This window comes from Lysinibacillus sp. UBA5990, assembly GCF_002429815.1.
In the GTDB taxonomy this organism is placed as follows: Bacteria; Bacillota; Bacilli; order Bacillales_A; family Planococcaceae; genus Lysinibacillus; species Lysinibacillus fusiformis.
The window spans coordinates 412,544-435,918 of record NZ_DJAY01000011.1 but is presented as its reverse complement, the minus strand read 5'-3'; the positions used below and the strand labels follow the sequence as shown (position 1 = coordinate 435,918).

Genomic DNA, 23,375 nt, shown 5'->3' with positions numbered 1-23,375 from the left:
AACGCGAGCCTGGAGCTTATTAAAGCTAATCAAGTTCATGCTTTATCTGTAATGCAAAATCTTCAATCGTATTTTGATCTTGATAAATGGTAATTCCAATCCCAGAACGAGTAGATCGACTTGACATATATTCACTAGCGTCTATCCAACATTGAAATTGGTAAATTTGCTCTTCAATCAACTCACTTTTGTTTGCCGAAATAGACAACGAAAAGGAAGAATCCGTTGAATCCCATACTCCTGCTTCTAAAAATTCATCCCAATTTCTTAGAATTAACGTATATAACATCATCAGGTCACTTCGTAAAACGAAAAATGTATAACCCAAATGATTATTACCACAATGAAAACTAATATTAATTGTACTAGAAACAGAATCCGTTTCCACTATCTTAAATTCCATACTTGTTTTCGAGGCACTAAATGATCTATCTTTTATGATGGCCATTCATATTTGAGGCAATCACTCCAGCATCAGGATTACTATTTTTGGAATTTTCTACATAAAGAAAATGAATATTTTATCTTTGTATAAGTATACTTGTCCCTGGATTTTTCGACCTTCTGCGACCTCCTGATGAGAAGTGTTCATATTCATTTACTATACATGAAGTTCACTGCTAGAATTATCTAATTTCTACACATACACAAAAACAACAAAATAAATTAATATGGCAGGAATTATGTAAGAGGAAATTCCCATTAAACTCCATTTATCTTCATCAAGTGACCAAAGAAAAATAAATAAAGTTATCATAGTAATCCCAAAAGCGCTCATAATAATATTTAATAATCCAATAATCCCCATCCCCTTTTCTATCCTTTACATTACATCTAGTATATTCTTTAACCATTTAGACCATGCTAACGGCCTTCCATCATATTTGAAGCATCATTTACAATAGCTTTCCAGGCAATTTTGACAAGTGTCTCTTGCCAATTAATGAATAATGTCAGTGCTTCAATGGATATACATACCCATTCACTCAACTTCGTGCTGCTATCTATTTTTATAACAAAAAAGTATTTGTCCTTTAAGGCAATATTAATACAAAAGAATAACTGCCTATCTCGATGCAGCCTATAATAAACATACTATTTTCCGAGTGAGTCTATTTTTTTAGAGTGAAAGTAATACTTGCTAAATAAATGACGTTCAATTCAATTATTATAAAATGCTTGTTGAAAAAATTTGAAATAAACGAGGGATATTTAATTGGATACGTTAAATAATATCTTTAGGAGGTGTCAAAATGAAAAGAGATAAAAAAAATACAGAATTTGCAACAGATGAGCCAACAAAACAATCATTTTCTAAGGGAGCAGATCCAAGCAATATTAAAGAATCTAATGGGCGTAAGGGATATACTGAACTCCCTCACCCAGATAAAGAAGACCTTATTGTTGATGAGAAAAAAGGTAAGTCCACTTCATTATAATTTAAGACTATTTACGTTTTATCTATTCAGACCGCTCATTTGAAGTGGTCTTTTTTTACATTCGTTTATAGTTTTATTAATCTCAAAGGAACCTAATAATAACAACAGACATTGACATAGAAAGCTGCCATAACAGATTGCTGTCCACCTGTCTTATCCGTTCAAACCTTCCTTACTGAACATACATTTACCAATTAGGTAGTTTAATTAGTCAATCAGCCTTAAGACTGAGACATATAACAGCCTACCGTACGTTTCCAATTATATGTAAAATTGATATAGTTAATCCACTAAAGAAAACTACAAGAATAAAGAGGGTGTTTATTTTGAAAATGAAAATATGGTGGGCTGCAAATAGTGTATGGATATTAGTTTTTGGCGCTCTTGCATTTTTTGTTGGCGCAAGAAATATTGATGGGGCTGGTGTAGTACAAACACCTGAAATTAAAATGGTAACCTACGCCATTTTGGGCATTGCATTTATAGTTGTGGTACTAGTTCAATTAATTTTTCTTTATTTCGTTAGAAAAACTAACAATTAAAATTCTATCTTAAGACCATCTTGATTCAACTTTGATCATTGTTTATTTATTTTTGTAAGCCACTTAAATTGTAATGCACCCTAAAAGTGAGACCAAAAATCTAGCTTTTGGGGTTCACTATAAATAAGTGGCTATTTTATATGGACTATAGGTAGGATTTTTATAAAATGAAATGGCAATAAACAATCTGTAAGCGATGCATGACATGGACATTAAATTGGACACGGCTTTGGTAAAAATGAAGCGAAGACTTAAAAAATTCAAATGTATATGATCGATTGACAGAGCAAGGCGAAACGCGGCTAGCTGTATGTGCATACTATAAAGGCACCAAATAGCTTTATGTAACTGACCAGCCTATTTTATCATGCATAGTTTAACTAAGTGTTAATACTTTTATTTTTTCCTTCTTTATTTAAAACTTATTCATTTCTAATTTTAATTCATTCACAAAACTTGTAGTTTGAAGACATTATCATAACAGTACTCGAAAACATAATATCCCATTGTGTTTATACAAATTGTAGAAATCATTTTTAAATTGCTATTATTTCTGTCAACATCACCTAAAAACAAATACTTAATAGTATCGAGTAGTCCCATTTCATTAACAGATAAAGTTGTTACCATGCTTGCAGGCGTCCCGGTTAGATCAAGTCATCTCCATTAAATAGTGTTAATATTAGGAATCATCCCATTTTAAGGTTTTTATTTGATAACTTTGTAATATATAGTAAAATCAAGTTGATATTCCGGAATACTAAATAATTAAAAAATAAGAAGTCGAAAATGAAAAAAATACTTAACAAATTATCAATCTTAATAATATTTACATTAATGCTTCAGTTAACTTTACCTTTAACTAGTTCCGCTAACACTCAAAATGAGTTAGATTTAATTAGACAAGAATCAAATTTAACTGAAGATGATATACAACTAAGTTTAGATATTATTTCTGAACATAGCAGTTTATTTCTTGAAAATGCTGATGTTAATTTTCTTAATTCATATGGTCTTGAAGATCAAAATATTGCATTACTAAAATATTTTTATGATATTAATTATCCATCAATAACTTTAAATGCATTTGCTGTTTCACAGAATGATAACATTCAACCACGTGTAGCAAATGTATTAATCAGAGTATTAATTAAAGATGCACTTAAAAAGAAAATGGGTGATAAAATAAAAAAAGAGATTGGTGATGAAGTAAAAGATAAAGTACAGGATAAATGGATAGCAGCAGCTGAAAAAGAAATTAATAAACATGGCTATTCTAAATTTGTAGGACCAGAGGGTTCTGGGGCAAATGGAATCAAACAAGGGGAACACGTTTTTTGAAATTTACGGGAAAAATGGTAATTCTATCATGAGAGGACATGTAGGCCTTGAACAAAATAAGGCAGTTACTAATTGGCATTACCATCTTAAATATGACAATTTTGTAGACCATCATGAACAAATACTCTTGAGACATAGAAGTTTACCAAATTGGGGAACTCCAAATTGAATGAATTAAATGAAGTTTTTATTTTAAGTTATGGTTGTGATTTAGACCATAGTAATATTGATTATTTAGTAAAAGAACGGTTGTTACCATTTTCTCATTGGACCTATAAGAAACAACCTAAAGAAACCGATATTTGTGTTCGATACGAGACATTTGATATCAATCCAAAGAAACACAAACAACTCTACTATGGACATAAATTTTATATTAATAAAACAAGATTAGAAGCTTTTATGTATTCGCTCTCTAAACTAAAAGGGAATCATATTTACTTAAATCCCCGAGCTAGAGGGCATGCTTATGTCTATATTGATAACCTTGAGTATACAGGTAGAATATATAAAACTTTAGATAGCGGTCAAAAATTAGTTTTTATCGATGAAGAATCCGAAAACAATTATCCGTTAAGAGAAAAGTTACCGATGTTAAGAAAAGATTTACATTATCTAAAAATAAAGAGTGATTTGACTTTTGAAGAGAGTGATATGTTAATTTCTAATTGGATAAAAAGCATTATTAATGAAATAAGTTAATAGCTTTATTCAACTAATACAATATAATATATCAATGAGACCAAAATAGCACGTTTAAGCTATTTTGGTCTTTATATTATTTGCCCTGTGAAATAATAATCTTTCTACCTTCAAAATCCCTTCAAAGATAAAAAAGGATTAGAAAAAGCAAAATCATATTATGATGAATTAGGTAAAGAATCTCCTTTACCCTTTACACACACATGCAAATGGGTTGTTTTTAATACAAATGAATGGTGATATGAAAGATGCTGAATTTGAGAAGTTTAAAAATTCAATGGACGAAGCATTAAAATATTATTATTTTCAAAAATTAGTCACTCAAATGAGGGGCTTTTTTTATTATCAAAAATAACAAATTTCCATTATGGTAAATAAGTCCTTCATTGTTTAAAGTTGTTTTTATAAATTTTTTTAAGTAATTGCCTTATATAATCTTAAAGGAGGATACATAAGAGAGTAAGTTATTGAAAAATGGTTTTATTTATCTAGCATTAACGTTATTTGTACTAGTTAGTATTAGTGTTGAAAGTGCATCTGCACAGAAGTAGTAGATTATGAAGAAGAGGTAACTAATTTAAATAATACACCATAGCATCGAAGCTTTATATTTTAAGGTACTTTCACTCATAATTTCCAATTCATTATAAGAGTATTTGTTCACATTATCTTTTATATATCCTTTACAGTTGTATCTTCTTTGATATTTTTATCCTTTAAATGAGATTTAAATTCCGAGTGAATTTCTTTAAGTTATAAATTTTATAATACCTTTTATTTTGATCCACTTATTCCCTCCGATTAAAAAGCCATACCTGGTTAGATGTGACCTTTAATTGCTTTCCACCCTGCGTCTGTTGCTTGGATTTTTACTTCTTCAAAATTACCAACACCAGAGCAATCTAAATAAATATTACAATAGGTTCTATAATATAATTACAACATAACATTACATTAAGTTAGGTTTGGGATAGTATCTTCATATTATGCAACAATCAAACCAAACCATATTTTCAAATATTCCCTAATCATGTTATCATTTTGTAAGTTATTAACCTAAATATCAGGAGTTGTTATGAAATGAAAACACATTCTAAAATTGGACATATCATATTTGTTTTTGGCATCTTATCGCTTTCAATCGGATCAGTGAGATTAATCGGTGCCCTAGAATACAATTCATTTATTTCAAATAAGTCTATAGCAATACTATTCATTGCTATAGGGGTTTCTGTTATGTTCTTTTCATTCTTTGTAAAACCTATAAAAGATAAATAACTTTACTGAACAATATCTTTCAATCATCCATTTACTCTCTCCGTATATTTATACTTAACCATTTTCATTATCTGTGCATGCTTGTTGTAAATGTAATTTGGGCTTTTATCTAATTCATCTGCAATGGAGATAAGCGTTTTTCCCTCTACATGATGCTTATACAATATTTGATTATCTAACCCTCTGAATGTATTAAATCAGCTTTTTCATTTCCTCTAAATCATTTATTTTATGCACTAATTCACGTTCAGCAGCTTCAATGATTTCTTCTAATTGAGCTCCATGGCTTTCTGAAGTTAATTTTACTTTTGTTAAGTCGCCTTCCACCCAACGTTTCAATTCCTTCTTACTACGTTCTAAATTAAATTCGATATCTGCAATTTCATCCTCTAATTTTTGATAGTTCTTTAACCACTCGTAATGTATGTGCAGCACCTACTTTTTTTACTCAAATTATTTGTTTCTCTTAAACGCATGGCAGATATGAATCTACCACAAATAACACCTAATATTTTGAATAGAAATATTTTCCATTTACTTTATTCATCTATCCATCAGGTATCGCTTCGGCAGCAGAGCTTACAATTCACAATCCTATTCCAACTATAGACCAATTTGCTTCTAACCCAAGTTCTTATTATGTCACAGTTAATAAAACGTTTAGTTCAATTCCGCCAGGAACTATTTATCATAGTGAAATGAGAGGTAGTTTCCTATATGGTGGAGACTTAAATTTATTTAATTATGCTAAAGAAGGCGAATTCAATGTCTATTATGCTGTATATAAAGGTTATATTTACGCTAAATAAATTAGCTTAAAATCCTTATCCCCTAGTGTTTTTAACTCAGAAACTTTTCGCATTATCATCCAAAATTAAATCTCCAATCCACTAATGCCACTATTGCTCTTACCTCAGATTTCGTATGTTCAAGATGGTTAGAATGCCCCTCGCTTTAGGTAGTTCTTCACACATGCTACAACTTTAATGGAAAACGGTACACCTGTTAAACAGTACAAAAAAGACTAGGACATATGAAGATGTTAGTTCAATCTGGGTAAATATTAAAACAGAAGGCAGTGTTGCAAATACATACGCTGCAACAGCAAAAGTTGCACCTGATGATAAAGGTAAAGCAACTACTGGATTAGATGAACTTGGTGTATTTGAATTTAACTATAATGTTGGAGAAACACACGAAACGACTGCTGAAGAATTACCACAATCAACTGCTACTTACACAGCAGATGATATACTAAAAGCATTCCAAAATGCTGGTTTAAGTACAACTGAACCACGAGACAATAGTCATAATTGCGTTAAATTTAAATGTACTAAATTAATTACTTCTGAAGATGTTAGTATTTATGAATGGCCAAGTGTTGAAAAAGCCCAAGAAGTTAGTGCCAAGAAATTTGGAGATGCACAGGTTGGCACAATAATTATAAGAATGAATAATAAAGAACTTGATATTCAAAAATACATTGATGCAATGAACACTGTAGTAAATAAATAATTCAAGGTCACTCAATCGAGTGGCTTTTATTATAAAAAATAACCGATTATTATCATGGTAAATAAGTATCTAAATGGTTAAAGTTGTCTTTGAAGGTTATTAAAAGAAATAACCTTTAACAATTTTAAAGGAGGATACATAAGTGGTTAATTTGTTTAAAAAAGGTTTTATTTATTTGGCATTTACGTTACTAATACTAGTTGGTATTAGTGTTGAAAGTGCTCATGCTGAAGATGGGTATTCAGAAAATTTAATACCTAAAATGACATCGGATGTATCAGAGTTTGGTAAAGCTTCATCTTCAAGTAACTTGGGTGCTTATCCAAGTTGGAAAGCATTTGACGGTGTAGAAAACTATTCTTGCGGTGGTGGTTACTGTGCTTGGGGAACTACCCAAAAAACAGGCTGGTTAGCCTATGAATTTTCAAGTCCAAAAGCAATTAGTAAATATGTAATACATAATAACGGAAGTTGGCCAGAAAAATTTCCAAATACATGGACATTTGAGGCTTGGGATGGTTCAAATTGGGTAGTCTTAGATTCTCAGAGCAATGTCACAAAAAATGATTGGAAAGAAAAACCAAGCCAAAGCTTCACTTTTGAAAATTCTAGTTATTATAATAAGTACAGGGTTAATATTACACTTACTAATAGCAAAGCTAGTACCATCAACACAGCAATTTCTGAACTTCAAATGATGGAAAAAACATCAATACCTTCAGAACCTGAATCAATCACATTAGACAAAAATAATCTAGAATTATTTGAAGGTGACTCAGAAAAGCTAACTGCTACAGTTTCTCCAGATACGGCAAATGTAATTTGGACGAGTAGTGATGAAAGTATTGCAACTGTTGATCAAAACGGAAATGTTACAGCTATTAAAGAAGGTGTAATTACTGTCACAGCCCAAGTAGCAAATATAAACCTAATTGCGGAATGTATAGTTACTGTTAAGAAGCAAGGAAATGCAGAATCTGAATCGATCACATTGGACAGAAACATTTTAGAGCTTCTAGAAGGTAGTCAAGATAAATTAACAGCTACAATTTCACCTGAGGACTCAGCAAATAAAAAGGTAATCTGGTCATCGAGTGATGAATCAATCGCTACCGTAGATCAAAATGGCAATGTAACAGCTATTCGTGAAGGCGAAACAACTATTATTGCTAAAGTAGAAAACACAGATTTAGTAGCCACAGCTACTGTGATTGTTAAAAAACCAATCAATGAATCTTCGAGTGCTATTCTAAGTATTACTTTAGTAAATGGTATTACCAAAGAATATGATGTGTCTAATACAATTTTAAACAATTACTTAAATTGGTTTGATAGTGCTCAAGGTACTTCAACATTCAAATTTTCAAAAACAATTTCTCCTTATAAAAAGGTAACTGAATATATCGTGCATGATAAGATTGCTTCGTTTGAAGTAAGAGAATATTAAACGCAAAAAAGCCCAGGCTCAAAATTAATTGAGTACCTGGGCTTTGTTATTTTTATGATTATATTCAACAAGTACTGTACTGATTTTAACTACTTTTTATTATTTCTACGTTGCTGAATCGTAATATATAAACCTAACAATCTATCGCTTGTCATTGTACCATTCTGTAAATCCTTCAAATGTGATTCTTGAATAATCTCATCCTTAACAGCCTTTGCAATAAAGTTTTCTGTTTCAGTTTTCATAGCTGGTGAACCTGGATTCCATGTTGAATTTGTCACTTTAATTTCCTACTTTTTGTCTTCCACAATTAATTGGACTTTCATCTTGCTATTACTTGGCACTATTACAGTGCCTTCTAACTTATAACCCTTTGGCATAATCCAATTAGCTTTAACCTCAAAGTGCGGACGATCAATAGCATTCGTCCAAGTACCTCCCCACTCGATGCCTAGCTTTCGTGCAATAGCCCCTACTCGGTTTAATGTAGTTACATCATATAAAGATTGTGGAGGACCAACAGCAATGTCCCAAGCTAAACGTGATTTGTGATTATTACTGTCTAATGTCCAAGTAACAATTTGCCCTGGTCGAGTGCGTCCTTATGCATAGAGGTATTTCTGCCGTTCCTGAGAGCGATATGTTTCAGTAATAAAGACGTTCTTAATACCTACTTTATAACACTCTTGGAATAACAATCGACAGGCTGTTTGTGCAGCTGGTAATAGTTCAGAAATATCTCGGCAGGTTGTTGTAATGCTTGTCATTTCACATCACCCTTTGGCTTGGCATAATTCAGTGCTTGCTCGCTGTCTGAGGTACCTTCAGTAGTAGGGTTGATAATAATACCAAGTAAGCCTAAAATGCTTAATACAGTCTCTGAAATAGCTGTAATTTGAGCGTTATAAACAGTAATATCGACATTAAAAATGCCCGCTATTTGATTAGCGAGCACTAGTAATAATGCAATTAATGACACCCAAAATGGTTTATGTTGTATACGTACTTTCCAGTTAATTTTCATGTGATATTCCCTCCATTTTATCCAAACGTTTATGTGCTTGTTTACTTATTCCTCTACACGAATTACACGCTCTGATAGCCCTGTAACACGCATTTCTTGAGCTTTAATATCAATCCTAATCGATTCTACCCCAGCGTTAATATTGTCTAATTTCGTGCGTATTACTGCTGAATCAGACGCATCATTTTTTACATCCTTGTCACGATTCCGATTGTAAGTATTCCAATAAAAGCCCCTAATACCGTACATAAAATTCCAATTAAAGCTACTGTTTGACTATCCATGTCAACACCTCACAAATAAAAATTGCACTGCTCGGTACAGTGTATAGCTTTGGTCTTGTTGTATAAAAATAGCCCTCCACAATTATCTGTGGAAGGCTTATTATTGTCTACTTATCAGTTTTAAAATACTTTGTATATATATTTTTACTTATATCTACACTCGAAGTGTTGGTGTGTCTTCAATCAAGTCAATGGTTAATCAATTAGTAAAAAAATATGGCACCAATGATCCATTTAAGCTTGCTAAATGTATGGGTATTCACATTGTGTTTGAACCATTAGGTAATGCATTAGGATATTACAGTAAGCATTTTAGAGTACCTATAATTCATATTAATTAAGATGCTGATATGAAATCTCAAATCTTTATATGTGGCCATGAATTAGGTCATTCAGTTCAGCATCCAGATATCAACACTTCCTTCTTAAAAATACATACACTATTTTCAACAGATAAATTAGAAATTGAGGCTAATACATTTGCTGTTGAATTATTATTACCTGATGAATTATATTATTGAGAATAATAATTGTTTTACCATCTATGATGCTGTTAAAGAAAAAGGCGTTCCCGAAGTACGTTATCTTTAAAAAGTATAGATGGTAAAAAATTTCTTTAAAATAGAACGTACATTCTTCAAAGACGGCGATTACTATGTGAAATTATTAGAATAAACAAAAAAGAAGGGAGCTGCAAAAAAATAGAACGTCCAGCTGATGATGCTCAAACTAAAGCTGAAGCAGAATCTGTATTAAGAAGAAAAATATTAGAGTATGAAAATGCAGGTACTGTATTTAAACCTTCTGAAATGACATTACATGATTTTCTTATGTTCTGGCAAATCGAATATGTACAATTACAATTAAAACCAAATACACAAGAAAACTACCGTATTACTATTAAAAATCACATTTTACCACACATTGGTAAATATAAATTGAAATCTCTTACACCACATGTTTTACAACAATTCATGAATTTAAAAGTACGGGAAGGGTTGGCTAGACAAACAATCAGTATTATACAAGGAATACTCAACAAATCATTGAAGCAAGCTGTTTATCGTTATAAGTATATAAATGAAAATCCAATGCAATATGTAGAGTTATTAAAAGAAAAGGACCGTAAGCCAACTAAAGATGATTTAAAAATACAATCAAAAGAGAATTTAAGACTCTTAAATGAAAAAATAAATGAGGATCATCCATTCTATTTACCATTTCATATAGGCTTTCATTGTGGAGTTCGAGTCGGAGAATTATGTGGACTTGAATGGAAGCATATTAACTTCGATGAAATGACAGTAGAAATTGAACAGCAATTAATTAATAAAAAGATTACAGATGAAAATGGAAAAGAATATTTTAAATGGGTTGTTGCTACCCCAAAATCTAAAGCTGGATATCGTACTATACCAGTTGGCAGAACTAATGGAGATGTTAAAGAAAACAAAAAAGAAACAAATTAAAAATCGATTAAAGTATGGCGAATTCTATCTTCAAGATCCAGATCACGATTTTGTTTGTAAAAAAGAAAACGGAGAACATTACACTCCTGCTGTTATAAAGTATCAAACAAGAGATCTAATCAGAAAAAAGCTAGGTATCGATTTCAATTATATTCTTTACGACATACTCATGCAACTATGTTAATTGAAAGTGGACAACAAATAAAAACTGTTCAAAAAAGATTAGGACACAGCAGATCAGCAATTACTGAAGACCGCTATGTCCATTTAACACAGAAGATGGCAAGAGATGCTGCCGATATATTTGATTCCATCGCTAAGGATTTATAAATTGCTGGCACAATTTCAATGCGGTGGCAATCTCCACCCAACTGATACAAAACTATTTAATTAAACCCCTATAAACACTGTTACACCCAATATTACTTCGTATCATCCATCTTCAGTACAGCCATGAATGCCTCTTGTGGGACTTCGACTGAACCTACTTGTTTCATACGTTTTTTACCTTCTTTTTGTTTATCAAGAAGCTTTCGTTTACGTGAGATATCCCCACCGTAACATTTCGCTAAAACGTTTTTACGGATAGCTTTTATTGTTGAACGAGCCACAATTTTTTGGCCAACTGCTGCTTGAATTGGAACTTCAAATTGTTGACGTGGGATTAATTCTTTTAATTTTTCAACGATAATTTTACCGCGATCATAGGCAAAGTCACGGTGCACGATAAAGCTTAGTGCATCGACTTGCTCACCATTTAGTAAAATATCCATTTTCACTAATTTTGATTGCTGGTAACCGATTAATTCATAGTCAAATGATGCATAGCCTTTTGTATTTGATTTCAAATAATCAAAGAAATCATATACAATTTCTGATAAAGGCATTTCATAAATAATACTTACACGAGTTGTATCAATATAATCCATTGTCATGAAATTACCGCGCTTCATTTGGCATAGCTCCATGACCGCTCCTACATAATCATTTGGTACCATAATTGTAGCTTTCACATATGGCTCCTCTACACGATCAATTTTTTGTGGATCTGGCATAAAGGAAGGATTGTCTACTTTGATGGAAGAGCCATCTGTCATATGGACTTCGTAAATTACCGAAGGCGCTGTTGTAATTAGGTCAATATTAAATTCACGTTCAATTCGCTCCTGAATAATCTCCATATGTAGTAATCCTAAGAATCCACAACGGAAACCAAAACCAAGTGCTTGAGATGTCTCAGGCTCATACTGTAGAGCCGAGTCATTCAACTCTAATTTTTCTAAAGCCTCACGTAAATCATTGTATTTGGCTGTATCGATAGGGTATAAACCACAGTATACCATTGGGTTTAAACGACGGTATCCTGCTAGTGGTTCAGTAGCAGGACGGTTTGCATAGGTTACTGTATCCCCTACGCGTGTGTCCCCTACATTTTTAATAGATGCCGTTAAATAGCCTACATCCCCAACCGTTAATTCAGTTTGTGGCACAACTTTTGGTGTATGTACCCCAACTTCAATTACTTCAAATTCCGCTCCTGTTGCCATCATGCGAATTTTATCTCCAGGCTTTACAGTTCCGTTGATAACACGAATGGAGATGATAACACCTTTATAGGCATCATAAATTGAGTCAAAGATTAAGGCTTGTAGAGGTGCATCTGGATCACCTGTTGGTGCTGGTACCTTTTCAACGATTTGCTCTAAAATATCCTCAATCCCAATTCCTGCCTTAGCAGAAGCTAATACTGCTTCAGATGCATCTAACCCGATGACATCCTCCACTTCTTGACGTACGCGTTCAGGATCTGCTGCTGGTAAATCAATTTTATTAATAACAGGTAAAATTTCTAGATCATTATCAAGAGCTAAATAAACATTTGCAAGTGTTTGCGCTTCAATACCTTGGGCAGCATCCACTACTAAAATGGCGCCCTCACAAGCAGCTAAACTACGGGAAACCTCATATGTGAAATCGACATGTCCTGGTGTGTCGATTAAATGAAATGTATATACTTCACCGTTTTTTGCTTCGTACTTTAATTGAACTGCATTTAATTTAATCGTAATGCCTCGCTCACGCTCTAAATCCATTGAGTCGAGGAGCTGTGCTTTCATTTCACGGGATGTTAATGATTTTGTTTGCTCTAAAATACGGTCAGCAAGCGTTGATTTCCCGTGGTCAATATGTGCAATAATAGAGAAATTTCGTATATTCTCTTGTCGTTTTAAACGTGCTTCTCGGTTCATCTTCTCCACTCCTAATTAAACTATAATGAATTATACTATGAACGCTACTCAAAGTACAACAGCAACTAGACTAGAAACCCTATAATATCAATACTTTCAATGTTTACTACCGTTATTAAAATTCATAGTTTTAAGTAAATAAATACAGTGGGATTGGACTCCTCAATAAGTATTGATGGAAAAAATTATTTTATTCTGTGAAATAAAAAAAGTCAGCTACACAGACAAAAGCTGTGTATACTGACTTTTTTTATTAGTTTATTGGTTGATAGATTGTTGAATAAGGTTTGTTAAAACTTCTACACCTTTTTTCTCTAAATGAACACCATCTGGAGCGAAGTATTCTGGATGATTAAGGGCTGCCGCATGCCAGTCAATGAGTGTAATATTTTCATGTTCCTCTGACTTTTCGAGTAAAGCTGCATTCACTTTCCCTTCCCATGAACGAGGCACACGTGTATTCACTAAATAAATATCCGCATGAGCAAATGCAGCAAGAAGTGTATCTATTTGGTCATTCGTAAAATAGCCATTTGTCCCTAATTGGATAATTATCGCATTATTAGATTGATTAAAACTCGCATAATTTGGTGCTAGCTTGACAGCTTGTGAAACTTGACGACCTATCTTCCCATCAATTGTAATGTTCGGAAAAACCTTATGTAAGCTCGTTGCTATATCGATCATAACAGAATCACCAATTGCTAGTATGTTTTGATAAGCTTCATCTTTCTGTGGCGCAACATTTGTTTCGTTTTCTTCTGGCTTTGGTGTTTCTATATCTGGAACATCAACTCCTTCTTCCTTACTAGGTGAAGGATTGTCAGTTGATTTGTCCTGTTCTTTTATTGGATTAGCCCTAGGTCCATCACCATTAATTTTAATGGCAGTTGGATACGACTCCTTTGAACTTTGCTGCCCTTCTCCCACGACTCCTGTAATCCCTGTGAAAAATACAAGAAGGAAAAGTGGAACCATGACAGTAGATACTTTTCTTGAAAATGTGAGGCTTGCCCATTTCTTTTTATTGAATACGAAATATTTCCGATAATATGCCCAGAACCCTTCTTTACGAATCGGCATTTCAATAAAGCGATAGGAACATTCTGCAATCGTCACGATGAGTACTAGCTGAAGCGCAATTCGCCAATATGAGGGGTTTCCAATCTCATGAATAGGTGTGCCTAATACCATAACGGGGTAGTGCCAAAGATAAATTCCGTAGGATCGTGATCCAATCCAACATAGTGGTTTCCACGCAAGTATTCTTCCTAAAATACTAACTGGGTGACAAACACAAGCAATTAATACGGCTGCATTCAAGCAAAATAGGAACATTCCGCCTCTGTAAAGGAATGTTTGAAATTCATCCACATACATAATGCTCACAAGGAAAATAGTAAATGAAATAAAGCTAATAGCATTTAATTTCTTCATATGGCTTGTTGATAATTTTTGTGATGATAGTCTTTTCATTGGCCAAACAAGCGCTAACCAACAGCCAATTAATAATTCAAAACAGCGTGTGTCCGTTCCATAATATACACGACTCGGATCAGCACCTGGCTGGTAAAGTATCGCCATTAATAAGGCCGAGCAAATAGCCCCAATAAAAACAACCTTTGCTAGTTTACTTTGTTTTTTTACAACAAACAATCCTATCATTAAAAGCAACGGCCAAATTACATAAAATTGTTCTTCAATGGCTAATGACCATAAATTCTTTAAGGGTGATGGAGAACCAAAACTATCAAAATAAGAAAGTTTATGAAAGATGAACCACCAATTACTTGAATAGAAAATAGAAGACAGTGCATCTCCACGTAATGTATGAAGGAGCTCTTTATGAAAGAGCATTGCCCAAACAAATGATGTAATAATCATAACGTAGGCAGCCGGTAGTAACCGTCTAAATCGTCCAATCCAAAATTTCTTTAGACTGACTGTTAATTGGTTGCCCTTTAAAGGTAAAATGGTAGAGGTGATTAAATAGCCTGATAGTACAAAAAAGATATCAACTCCTAAAAAGCCACCTCTAGCCCAACTGAAGTTAAAATGATAAGCAATAACTGCTAATACGGCTAATGCTCGAATCCCGTCTAGTCCAGGAATGTAACGATGATTTAATGACTTGCCTGACATACTATTCCTTCCTTCAATAATCTATAAAACCTATTGTCAAGTAATGAGAAACCTTGATTGAAAATCATCCCCCCTCAAATGATTAGTTTGTTCACTTATATGTTTGACGTTTGAGAAACGATAAAAGTTTTAGAGAAATATTGAATGTCATTACTTTTCTAGTCTCTTATAAAATTCATTCTCTACATATGTATTTCTAAAAAGGCATTACCATAAATGGTAGATACTACAAAAGCTCTTTCGCCCTGTTAGCATATGCCTTCATTCATTATAAAATCGTGAGCCAACTTGAAAATTATAAGGCAAGAATAGAGCAATGGAAAGCCAAATAATTAGATTTTTTTCTGGAAATTTTTATTATAATAAAATATCAAAAAGCGAGCCTAAATGAGACTCACTTTTTGACTACTATGTTTATTTTTTTGAATCATTAACAAATGCCTTTGATATGGCTTTCCCGATTACCGCGATCGTTCGATTTACCTCTTCTTCTGTATTGCCAATCCCACCGATTTCAATAATCATCATTTGCTTTGCTAAATCTTGATTATATCTCCCATCGACACCATCTCCACTTTTGGAAATAACACCTTTTGATATTTTCGGAACGATGGCATTTAATGTAGATGATAAACTTTCTGCATAGGCTGTGTTCCAGCGGTAATTAGCATGCTCTGCCCCAACGACGATAGCGATTTTCGCATAGTTTTCTCCATTATATGAGATCGTTGTAAGATCATGTTTTAAGGAATCCCGATGCAAATCTAGTATTAGATCATAATTATTGGTTTCTAAATGTTTACTAAGAAAAGGTCTTATCACATCATAGGATTGATGATAGCCCTTCCCCTGTGCTTGTAATTCCTTCATAGTATCTACATCAAGAACATCAGTCTTTAAACCATTTACATTAAAATGATTCACAATCTTATCCTTCAAACTCATAATGTTGACCGTTTCATGAGAAGTCGCTACCTTACCACTCACAGCTTTTACCATCGGTTCGTATGCTTCATGCGTATGCGTAAATAATACTAACACCTTAAACGGATCTAAATCTGGTTCGGGCTCTTTCGTTTGTTCAAGTACATTCTGTTCCTCTAGATTAGTAGCGGCAAACACGACTTGTTTATCTTCAGGTTGTTTAATCGGAGTCGATGTTTGCTTGTTGAACGGAAGTTGCCCAGCAATGACAGGTAATACGAAAAAGAACAATAATATACCAAATGACCATTGTAGTTTTTTTAGCAAAGTCACACCCTCCTCCCCATATCGTATGGAGCGGGGGTGTCATTTAGAACGTAAAAATTTTTCTTGATTTATGCATAAAACTAGCTAATTTTTATAAATCACTTGCCCAATTCATCAGCATTGAAGCGACTAAATTTGCGTAGCGATCAATCCAGTAATCCGCTTCTTTAGGCGTTACCATCAATTGTCTATGTGAGGCTGCAAAGGTTTCTTCAAACAACTGCTGACGTTCCTCTCTCGTCCATGTTGCCCATTCCCCGAAAATAGGTTCAACCAACGACATATCAAGCTCTTTGTCGATATTTGGCTGCCATGAGGATAAAGATAGCTTCGATGAAGGATTACTACGTTCAGCTACGCGAGCCGCTATTGATCGCAGCATAACTTCAACCGCATCAGCAATTAAGACAGGTGCATCTACCACTGTCGGTATACCAATGGCTGTTACAGGAATGCCAAGCATTTCATAGGAGATTTCTTGCCTTTGATTCCCTACACCTGACCCTGGATGTATACCTGTATTCGTTAATTGAATGGTTTTACAAAGTCGATTACTAGCTCTTGTTGCAAGCGCATCGACGACAATGACTAATTTTGGCTTGAGCCGCTCAGCAATAGCAGCTACAAACTCTCCCGTTTCATAGCCCGTTTGTCCAGTGACACCTGGGGCATACATGACAAATTTATCATCAATTACATCTAAACTATGCAAATGATCAATCAGATACGGACCAATCGCATCAGGTGTAATAGTGCGATTACCCAATCCGATAATTAAAATTTTATCGTCTTCTTGCCAGGAGAGCGATTCATGTAATTTTTTAAAATTCTTTAGCAATTCTTGCTCGAGCTGTACAAATCCGTCATGGTCTTCTAATGTCAGTGTCGGAACAGAAAGGGTAATATATTGGCCTTCTTTTTTGCCAATTTGCTTCTCACCTTCTTCATCCACTAGGACATCCGTAATTTTTACTCGACCGGCTGTTCGATCTTCAATTTGAACGCCACTCGATTGTTTAAGCTTTTCTTTTTGCTCTTTCGTCTGATGGACAACTACCTCTTCAGATTCATCGATTAAATCTGTCCGATACCAGTTAAAATTTTGCATACAGATCACCTCAAGCAGTAGTTTGTTCAAACTGTCAAGTAAATATTCTTTGCATTTATCTATTGCAATTTAGCCAAGCGTTTGTTAAAATGATTTTTGTTGTATTGACACAAGAAATCAATGAGAAGATATCATCTCGTACCTAATTTAGGAGGTGAAATATATGCCAAACATTAAATCTGCGATTAAACGCGTAAAAGTTAACGAAAAAGCTAACATTGCTAATTCTCAAGCTAAATCTGCTATGCGTACTACAGTGAAAAAAGCTGAAAACGCTGTTGCTGAAAATGCTGAAAACAAACAAGATCTTTTACAAGCAGCTTTCAAATCATTAGATAAAGCAGCTTCAAAAGGACTTATCCACAAAAACGCGGCGGCTCGTAAAAAGTCTCGTCTTGCTAAAAAAGCGTAAGCGTAATTGTTTAAAGGATCAGCCACTCTATTAAGAGTAGCTGGTCTTTTTAATTTTTATAGAAAACATAAAAGCTGTCCAATAGCGGACAGCTTTTATATTAAAGTTGACGAAGTAAAAAGAGCTCCAAATACCTTTCACGATTTCCACCTGTTGACTTTAACTGTAAATCGACCTCCGCCAGTTGATATAATGCTCTCAATAAACTTTCTTCTGATGGACGATTATGTTGCTCAGTCATTAATTTGACACGGTACGGATGAATTTTTAAGTTTTTGGCGATTTGCTGCGGATGGTACCCTTTTTTCAACAAATAAAAAACATTCGACATCGTACGAACATTGGATGCCAGTAGTCCAACAAGCATAATCGGTTCTTGCTTTTGTCGCAATAAATCATGATAAATCGACAAAGCGCTGACTGAATCATTGGCCAAATAAGCGTTGAGCATTTTAAAGGCGTCCTGTTCCAATGTTTTTGCCACTAATTCCTCCACTAGTGATACCGTAATTTCTCCGCCTTCACCAAGATAAAGGGTAAGCTTGTCTATTTCCATTTGTAATTGAAGCATGTTCGCCCCAACCATCGTCACAAGAAGCTCAATAGCATCCTGTGTAATGCTATTGCCCTGTGCCTTAACATTACTTTGAATCCAAACAGCTAAATCCTGCTCTTTAGGTGTTTCTACTTCGACCAGTAATGCATGCTCTTTCATCATTTTTGTCACTTTTTTACGCTCATCTAACTTTTCATATGGGGCAATAAAAACGGTTACGGAAAAATCAGAAGGGTTGGACAACCACGCCTCCAGTCGCTTCACATCATGGTCAATCTTTTCTTTCCCTTTCTCTGTTACCTTTAAAAACGAAGCATTTTTGGCAATAATGAGCTTTTGTTCAGAGAAAAAGGGAATGGTATCCGCTTCATCCATAACAGCATCAACAGGCACTTCATCTAAATCAAAAGTGTTCATTTCCAGCTCATCTTCTGGTCCCATTGCTTCTTTTATACGCTTAATCGTCTCATCTATAAAATAGCTTTCTTCACCAACTAGTAGATATACTGGTGCCAGCTCACCTTTTTTTATTGTTTTCCAAACCGTTGAAATCATAATTTTCCCTCCATCTAGCAATACTATAAGTATACATGATTTTATCTGGATTGAGCAGGCTACAACCTTCTAGATACCATACTTATATGGCGTTCATTTGGTAGGCCAATCCAAGATTTAATTTCTGTCGAGCAATAACCAAGCCCTCTTAGGTGGTCCTGTAGTGAGTTTGACCGAATTGTGTCGATTCCTTGCCAGACGGGGAATTCTCCTTTTCGATATAGCTTTTATGTACATGTTGTCTTATAATAAATAACAGAATTGGAGGGATAACAATGAATCCATTTGAAGGAAAAAACATACAATGTCGACGTAACGATGCAATCGATTCAGGTGTTGGTTTCGGTGTATCATTTGGCGTTTTCACACTAATGTTTATTATCGCGACAATAGTAGAGTTCGTATCACAGTAATCAGACTTAAATACGAAGGAAAAAGACCTTGATCATTGGACAAGGTCTTTTTCTTTTGCTTTAACTGTCAAACTATTGCTCTGAATACGTACTTCGATTGTGCCATCCACCCCAGTTGTCCAAGTAGCTAAATTCCGATTGGTAAATCGCTCAACTACCTCTTCATGTGGATGACCATAACGATTTTGAAGCCCAGCACTGAAAACGGTGACTCGGGGTCGTACGAGCTCTACAAATGATTCGATACTAGAAGTTTTACTGCCATGATGCCCAGCCTTCAGAAGGGTTAGATTAGCTATTAGAGGTCCATAATACATCATTAGCTGTTGTTCGCCATATTTCTCTAAATCACCTGTAAATAACGCTGTAAACGCCTTCTGACGCATGTATAAAACAAGGGAGTCATCATTACCTTCGTAATAGGTATCATGAGGCCATAAATAAGAAAAGCTAGTCTCGCCTTTCTGCCATGAAGTGCCCTTCATCTTTTCTTTTATAGGAACGTTTTGCTTTTGGGCTACCCTTAACAAATCCCTCATAATAGGCTGTCCCAACGAACCAGGTGTAACGTGAATTTCTTTCATCCCAATCTCTTGTAAAATTTCCTCGGCTCCTTCCACATGATCAGCGTCTGCATGCGAAACAATAAAAATATCAATGGTTCGTATTCCTTTCCCTTTCAGAAATGGGACTACCACTTGTTTCCCCACCTCGTAAACTTTATTTGGCTTCTTCCATTGCTCTTGTTCAAAGCGCAAAAGGCCACCAGCATCAATGACATAAACAGCCTCCCTAAACGGCAATTCAATCACAATGCAATCACCCTGCCCTACATTTAAAAACGTTATCTTTGTGTCACTATACAGCATTGGGTAAAAATGAATCCAGATCGCTGGAATGACTAAAACAATAATCGCATGCCCAAAACGTTTTGTTTCTAAGAAATAAAAACACGCGAGAACGCTTAGCATTGCTAAGCAACAAAGCCAAACGGATGGTTTACCTGGTGACCATAATTGAAAAGGCAGGGCTTGTATTGAAAAAATGACATTCGTTAGCCCATTTCGCAGAGGCTCATAGCCTGCAAATAAAAGGTTTGCTAATGGTAAGGAAATATAAGTAAGAACAAACGCCACAATATTAAAAGGTAAAATAACGAATGAAAACAATGGAACGAAGATAATATTGACAAAAAACGAGGAAATGGAAAGTTCATAAAAATGATGTAGTAATAAAGGATAGACGAGTAGCTGACAAACGAATGTGACGAAAAAAGAACGGGATATCCAATTGCTAGTCTGTGTAAAAATAAAACTAGAATAGACAAGACTAGCCGCTGCTAGATAGGACAGTTGGAAACCAATTTGAAAGATTACTCCTGGTTCAAGTAAAACAAACCCTGCAAAGCTGATAGCAAGTGCATCATCGATTGACAGCATCCATTTTAAATAACGGAGCAACATCATTAATTCCACCACTGAAACTGCTCGCCATACAGACGGTGCACCCCCTGCAATGACTCCGTAGATCGGTAGTAAAATGAGCAAGGCCATAGTGGCCACCTCTTTGCGAATACCTATGCGTAGTAAGCCTTCAAAAAATAACCATGACATCAGTGCTACATGTAAACCAGAGATTGCAAATAAATGAGTGATCCCTAGTTTTTGATAGGCTCGTTGTAGCTCATCATCCATTAGATCCTGCTCTCCAATGAGAAGGGCTTGAGCCTCTGCTATCAGTGTTTGGGGAAATGTCATTTCTATATGCCTTTTCATCTGTTGTCTATGTTTAGCGAGAAATATGGTGGGGGAATTGCGCTTCTCCATAAAGGTCCAACTAGTGATTTCAACTATACCAATTGCACCCTTACTCGTTAAATAATTTGGCATGGAAAAGGCATAATCATGAGCTGATGGAGAAGGAGTCACAAGCTCACCTTTCGCTAGAAACGTCATTCCTGCTATAGATGTATGTTCATAATTAACTTTTTCGTGTTGAGAGGAAAATGTATATACTACATATAACTTTTGACCGTTTGTAGTTGTAGCAAAACCACGGAGCTTTTGACCGCTTATTTTATAGTCGTTTGACCAAGTTAGAGGGAAAGTGGAAGGCAGTGGGGAAGATTCTATTAATTGAATGGTAGCAAAAAAAACATGCGATAATAAGCCACTTATTAACACAATGATTGCTAAGAAACGTGACTCACCCTTTAAGATGAGCCACAGAGCTAAAAGAAGTACTAAAACGAGTAGCCATGCCGACTTGTGCGCTGCTAAGGAAGCGACAAGTACAGTGAGGGCTACATAAATCCATTTATGCCTTAAAGCTTTATACCAAATAGTGCACTCACCTTCTGTTCATACGGAAGCAATTTTTCGGCTGACAATCCGTTCTCGCGAAGCTCATGAAGCATCTCTGTATACAAGGCTAGTTTTTCATCTCGTAAAAAATCGATTTTCCGTTCATCAAATGGTACATGAACAACTGTCACACCTGCTTTTTCAAATAATTCCTGAGCATATGGATTATTTTTATAATCAGTTGCATAATAAACACGCTCAATGCCTGCTTGAATAATAGATTTTGTGCAAGGGAGACATGGGAAATGGGTTACATATAAATCTGCACCTTTTGTTGGTGTGCCGTATTTAGCACATTGTAGTAACGCATTCATTTCAGCATGCACCGTACGCACACAATGGTTGTCCACTACATAGCAGCCTTTTTCGATACAATGCTCATCACCTGTAATAGACCCATTATATCCCCCTGCTATGATCCTCTTATCACGGACAACAGTCGCTCCTACCGCTAGTCTTGTACATGTACTACGTAATGCGAGTAAATGGCTTTGTGCCATAAAAAATTGATCCCAAGTAATTCGCTCCATATGACTACCTCCAAAATTTTACCTTACAAGTTTTTCGACCTTGTTGCTTTTCTACTATAGTGTAGCCCTTTTGGAAAAGGGGCGTCAATATCTCCTATGCTATTAGCTTTACTTAACTGTAATAGAATACTTTATTTTCTCAAATGTTTTCTCACCAATACCACTAATATTTTTTAAGTCATCAATGGTTTGAAAGCGTCCGTTTTCCTCCCGATAACTAAGAATACTTTGAGCTTTTGAGGGACCGATTCCTGGTAATGTAGCAAGTGTTTCTGTATCAGCAATATTAATATTAATTTTTTGATCCTTATTCTTGCTTTCCATAGGTGAAATGAACAGATTTGTAGATGCATCTTCAAAATGTTCACCCTTGATGGGAATATAAATGACCATTTCGTCCTGAACTTTTTGCGCATGATTAACAAGTTGCGTATCTGCATTCTCAATATAACCACCTGCAAGCTGAATGGCATCGATAATACGATTGTCTGGCTGAAGTTCATAGACGCCTGGATACATAACAGCACCCTTTATATCAACAAATATCTGCTGTTGGACCGCTACTTCAGCAGTAGATTCCACTTGATTCATTTCTTCAATAGGTTGGATGGTTTCGATGAGCCCTTCTTGGGGAAGTGAAGAGTCAGAACTCGAAAAATAGAAGTAAAAAAATAGTCCACTGATTACTAGTACGCCAGGGATTAGCATACCTTTTTTGTACTTTTGCCATAAAGATTGCAACATAGTACCGTCCT

The 23,375-nt window shown here is 34.8% G+C and carries 25 protein-coding genes and 2 pseudogenes; 11 read left to right on the top strand and 16 right to left on the bottom strand.

From position 1 onward, the window contains the following. Positions 1–25 precede the first annotated feature (25 nt). Together B3D94_RS09610 and B3D94_RS09605 are read right to left on the bottom strand one after the other, a co-directional pair. Positions 26–292: a hypothetical protein gene (locus B3D94_RS09610; RefSeq protein WP_291757074.1), complete on the bottom strand. Its 267-nt coding sequence runs from the start codon at positions 290–292 to the stop codon at positions 26–28. Positions 293–864: 572 nt separating this feature from the next. Further along, the gene (locus B3D94_RS09605) at positions 865–990 is read right to left on the bottom strand and encodes a hypothetical protein (protein WP_291757073.1); all 126 of its coding nucleotides are present in this window, start codon (positions 988–990) and stop codon (positions 865–867) included. A gap of 263 nt (positions 991–1,253) precedes the next feature. Here B3D94_RS09605 and B3D94_RS09600 point away from each other — a divergent pair, with 263 nt between their 5' ends. From B3D94_RS09600 to B3D94_RS09585, 5 genes are all read left to right on the top strand, one after another. Next, entirely contained in the window at positions 1,254–1,439 is a 186-nt protein-coding gene (locus tag B3D94_RS09600) for a hypothetical protein (protein ID WP_069482057.1), read from the top strand. 332 nt (positions 1,440–1,771) lie between these two features. Then, on the top strand, positions 1,772–1,981 hold the full coding sequence (locus B3D94_RS09595; protein ID WP_175423129.1) for a DUF3923 family protein: 210 nt from the start codon (positions 1,772–1,774) through the stop codon (positions 1,979–1,981). A gap of 789 nt (positions 1,982–2,770) precedes the next feature. After that, positions 2,771–3,322: a hypothetical protein gene (locus tag B3D94_RS09590; RefSeq protein ID WP_069482059.1), complete on the top strand. Its 552-nt coding sequence runs from the start codon at positions 2,771–2,773 to the stop codon at positions 3,320–3,322. Further along, positions 3,291–3,491 (top strand): hypothetical protein, encoded by a 201-nt coding sequence (locus tag B3D94_RS23015; RefSeq protein ID WP_414673985.1) that lies wholly within the window; start codon positions 3,291–3,293, stop codon positions 3,489–3,491. The genes B3D94_RS09590 and B3D94_RS23015 overlap by 32 nt, the downstream gene beginning before the upstream one ends. Continuing rightward, complete coding sequence (locus B3D94_RS09585) at positions 3,488–4,024, top strand: hypothetical protein (protein ID WP_291757069.1); 537 nt, start codon at positions 3,488–3,490, stop codon at positions 4,022–4,024. The genes B3D94_RS23015 and B3D94_RS09585 overlap by 4 nt, the downstream gene beginning before the upstream one ends. 1,301 nt (positions 4,025–5,325) lie before the next feature. Here B3D94_RS09585 and B3D94_RS09580 read toward each other — a convergent pair. Further along, positions 5,326–5,728 (bottom strand): annotated as a pseudogene (locus tag B3D94_RS09580) (hypothetical protein). Between the two features lie 1,231 nt (positions 5,729–6,959). Here B3D94_RS09580 and B3D94_RS09575 point away from each other — a divergent pair. After that, a complete protein-coding gene (locus tag B3D94_RS09575; protein WP_291757066.1) occupies positions 6,960–8,264 on the top strand; it encodes an Ig-like domain-containing protein in 1,305 nt (434 codons plus the stop codon). An 89-nt stretch (positions 8,265–8,353) separates the two neighbouring features. Here the strand turns inward: B3D94_RS09575 and B3D94_RS09570 are convergent, their stop codons facing one another. The 5 genes from B3D94_RS09570 to B3D94_RS09550 are packed head-to-tail and all read right to left on the bottom strand — an operon-like array spanning position 8,354 to position 9,537. Then, complete coding sequence (locus B3D94_RS09570) at positions 8,354–8,545, bottom strand: hypothetical protein (protein WP_291757063.1); 192 nt, start codon at positions 8,543–8,545, stop codon at positions 8,354–8,356. 9 nt (positions 8,546–8,554) lie between these two features. Continuing rightward, on the bottom strand, positions 8,555–8,845 hold the full coding sequence (locus tag B3D94_RS09565) for a M15 family metallopeptidase (protein WP_291757314.1): 291 nt from the start codon (positions 8,843–8,845) through the stop codon (positions 8,555–8,557). A gap of 21 nt (positions 8,846–8,866) precedes the next feature. Further along, complete coding sequence (locus B3D94_RS09560) at positions 8,867–9,031, bottom strand: hypothetical protein (RefSeq protein WP_291757060.1); 165 nt, start codon at positions 9,029–9,031, stop codon at positions 8,867–8,869. Then, complete coding sequence (locus B3D94_RS09555) at positions 9,028–9,288, bottom strand: phage holin (protein WP_291757058.1); 261 nt, start codon at positions 9,286–9,288, stop codon at positions 9,028–9,030. Before B3D94_RS09555 ends, B3D94_RS09560 begins: the two co-directional genes overlap by 4 nt. Positions 9,289–9,333: 45 nt before the next feature. Further along, positions 9,334–9,537, bottom strand: a complete 204-nt coding sequence (locus tag B3D94_RS09550; protein ID WP_291757055.1) for a hypothetical protein — start codon at positions 9,535–9,537, stop codon at positions 9,334–9,336. Between the two features lie 385 nt (positions 9,538–9,922). Between B3D94_RS09550 and B3D94_RS09545 the strand changes: the two genes are divergently transcribed. From B3D94_RS09545 to B3D94_RS23010, 3 genes and pseudogenes are all read left to right on the top strand, one after another. Further along, positions 9,923–10,093, top strand: a complete 171-nt coding sequence (locus tag B3D94_RS09545) for an ImmA/IrrE family metallo-endopeptidase (protein WP_291757053.1) — start codon at positions 9,923–9,925, stop codon at positions 10,091–10,093. Between the two features lie 288 nt (positions 10,094–10,381). Next, a complete protein-coding gene (locus tag B3D94_RS09540) occupies positions 10,382–11,041 on the top strand; it encodes a tyrosine-type recombinase/integrase (RefSeq protein WP_291757050.1) in 660 nt (219 codons plus the stop codon). 114 nt (positions 11,042–11,155) lie between these two features. Beyond that, a pseudogene (locus tag B3D94_RS23010) lies at positions 11,156–11,371 on the top strand (tyrosine-type recombinase/integrase); the annotation flags it as partial. Positions 11,372–11,463: 92 nt separating this feature from the next. On the opposite strand, the gene lepA reads toward B3D94_RS23010, so the two are convergent. From lepA to gpr, 4 genes are all read right to left on the bottom strand, one after another. After that, positions 11,464–13,290, bottom strand: a complete 1,827-nt coding sequence (gene lepA / locus B3D94_RS09535) for a translation elongation factor 4 (RefSeq protein WP_069482068.1) — start codon at positions 13,288–13,290, stop codon at positions 11,464–11,466. Positions 13,291–13,548: 258 nt separating this feature from the next. Then, positions 13,549–15,432 (bottom strand): acyltransferase family protein, encoded by a 1,884-nt coding sequence (locus B3D94_RS09530; protein ID WP_291757046.1) that lies wholly within the window; start codon positions 15,430–15,432, stop codon positions 13,549–13,551. A 414-nt stretch (positions 15,433–15,846) separates the two neighbouring features. Continuing rightward, the gene (gene spoIIP / locus B3D94_RS09525; RefSeq protein ID WP_291757043.1) at positions 15,847–16,689 is read right to left on the bottom strand and encodes a stage II sporulation protein P; all 843 of its coding nucleotides are present in this window, start codon (positions 16,687–16,689) and stop codon (positions 15,847–15,849) included. An 85-nt stretch (positions 16,690–16,774) separates the two neighbouring features. Further along, a complete protein-coding gene (gene gpr, locus B3D94_RS09520) occupies positions 16,775–17,791 on the bottom strand; it encodes a GPR endopeptidase (RefSeq protein ID WP_069482071.1) in 1,017 nt (338 codons plus the stop codon). A gap of 163 nt (positions 17,792–17,954) precedes the next feature. Between gpr and rpsT the strand changes: the two genes are divergently transcribed. Further along, positions 17,955–18,203, top strand: a complete 249-nt coding sequence (gene rpsT, locus B3D94_RS09515; protein WP_069482072.1) for a 30S ribosomal protein S20 — start codon at positions 17,955–17,957, stop codon at positions 18,201–18,203. A 100-nt stretch (positions 18,204–18,303) separates the two neighbouring features. Here rpsT and holA read toward each other — a convergent pair whose 3' ends face one another. After that, entirely contained in the window at positions 18,304–19,314 is a 1,011-nt protein-coding gene (gene holA, locus B3D94_RS09510) for a DNA polymerase III subunit delta (RefSeq protein WP_291757040.1), read from the bottom strand. Between the two features lie 275 nt (positions 19,315–19,589). On the opposite strand from holA, the gene B3D94_RS09505 reads away from it, so the two are divergent. After that, a complete protein-coding gene (locus B3D94_RS09505) occupies positions 19,590–19,727 on the top strand; it encodes a YqzM family protein (protein WP_004226902.1) in 138 nt (45 codons plus the stop codon). Positions 19,728–19,759: 32 nt separating this feature from the next. Here the strand turns inward: B3D94_RS09505 and B3D94_RS09500 are convergent, their stop codons facing one another. From B3D94_RS09500 to B3D94_RS09490, 3 genes are all read right to left on the bottom strand, one after another. Further along, the gene (locus tag B3D94_RS09500; RefSeq protein ID WP_291757035.1) at positions 19,760–21,682 is read right to left on the bottom strand and encodes a DNA internalization-related competence protein ComEC/Rec2; all 1,923 of its coding nucleotides are present in this window, start codon (positions 21,680–21,682) and stop codon (positions 19,760–19,762) included. A 368-nt stretch (positions 21,683–22,050) separates the two neighbouring features. Further along, positions 22,051–22,620: a ComE operon protein 2 gene (locus tag B3D94_RS09495; protein ID WP_069482075.1), complete on the bottom strand. Its 570-nt coding sequence runs from the start codon at positions 22,618–22,620 to the stop codon at positions 22,051–22,053. 108 nt (positions 22,621–22,728) lie between these two features. Next, the gene (locus B3D94_RS09490; RefSeq protein WP_291757031.1) at positions 22,729–23,364 is read right to left on the bottom strand and encodes a helix-hairpin-helix domain-containing protein; all 636 of its coding nucleotides are present in this window, start codon (positions 23,362–23,364) and stop codon (positions 22,729–22,731) included. Positions 23,365–23,375: the final 11 nt, after the last annotated feature.

Bases quoted from the DNA above. Each gene is read 5' to 3' on its own strand.
- rpsT (WP_069482072.1), top strand. From the start codon at position 17,955: ATGCCAAACATTAAATCTGCGATTAAACGCGTAAAAGTTAACGAAAAA.
- B3D94_RS09490 (WP_291757031.1), bottom strand. From the start codon at position 23,364: ATGTTGCAATCTTTATGGCAAAAGTACAAAAAAGGTATGCTAATCCCT.
- B3D94_RS09550 (WP_291757055.1), bottom strand. From the start codon at position 9,537: ATGTACGGTATTAGGGGCTTTTATTGGAATACTTACAATCGGAATCGT.
- B3D94_RS09545 (WP_291757053.1), top strand. From the start codon at position 9,923: ATGAAATCTCAAATCTTTATATGTGGCCATGAATTAGGTCATTCAGTT.
- B3D94_RS09600 (WP_069482057.1), top strand. From the start codon at position 1,254: ATGAAAAGAGATAAAAAAAATACAGAATTTGCAACAGATGAGCCAACA.
- B3D94_RS23015 (WP_414673985.1), top strand. From the start codon at position 3,291: ATGGAATCAAACAAGGGGAACACGTTTTTTGAAATTTACGGGAAAAAT.
- lepA (WP_069482068.1), bottom strand. From the start codon at position 13,290: ATGAACCGAGAAGCACGTTTAAAACGACAAGAGAATATACGAAATTTC.
- B3D94_RS09590 (WP_069482059.1), top strand. From the start codon at position 2,771: ATGAAAAAAATACTTAACAAATTATCAATCTTAATAATATTTACATTA.
- B3D94_RS09595 (WP_175423129.1), top strand. From the start codon at position 1,772: ATGAAAATATGGTGGGCTGCAAATAGTGTATGGATATTAGTTTTTGGC.
- B3D94_RS09530 (WP_291757046.1), bottom strand. From the start codon at position 15,432: ATGTCAGGCAAGTCATTAAATCATCGTTACATTCCTGGACTAGACGGG.
- B3D94_RS09505 (WP_004226902.1), top strand. From the start codon at position 19,590: ATGAATCCATTTGAAGGAAAAAACATACAATGTCGACGTAACGATGCA.
- B3D94_RS09555 (WP_291757058.1), bottom strand. From the start codon at position 9,288: ATGAAAATTAACTGGAAAGTACGTATACAACATAAACCATTTTGGGTG.
- B3D94_RS09540 (WP_291757050.1), top strand. From the start codon at position 10,382: ATGACATTACATGATTTTCTTATGTTCTGGCAAATCGAATATGTACAA.
- B3D94_RS09560 (WP_291757060.1), bottom strand. From the start codon at position 9,031: ATGACAAGCATTACAACAACCTGCCGAGATATTTCTGAACTATTACCA.
- gpr (WP_069482071.1), bottom strand. From the start codon at position 17,791: ATGCAAAATTTTAACTGGTATCGGACAGATTTAATCGATGAATCTGAA.
- B3D94_RS09495 (WP_069482075.1), bottom strand. From the start codon at position 22,620: ATGGAGCGAATTACTTGGGATCAATTTTTTATGGCACAAAGCCATTTA.
- B3D94_RS09500 (WP_291757035.1), bottom strand. From the start codon at position 21,682: ATGACGTTTCTAGCGAAAGGTGAGCTTGTGACTCCTTCTCCATCAGCT.
- holA (WP_291757040.1), bottom strand. From the start codon at position 19,314: ATGATTTCAACGGTTTGGAAAACAATAAAAAAAGGTGAGCTGGCACCA.
- B3D94_RS09610 (WP_291757074.1), bottom strand. From the start codon at position 292: ATGATGTTATATACGTTAATTCTAAGAAATTGGGATGAATTTTTAGAA.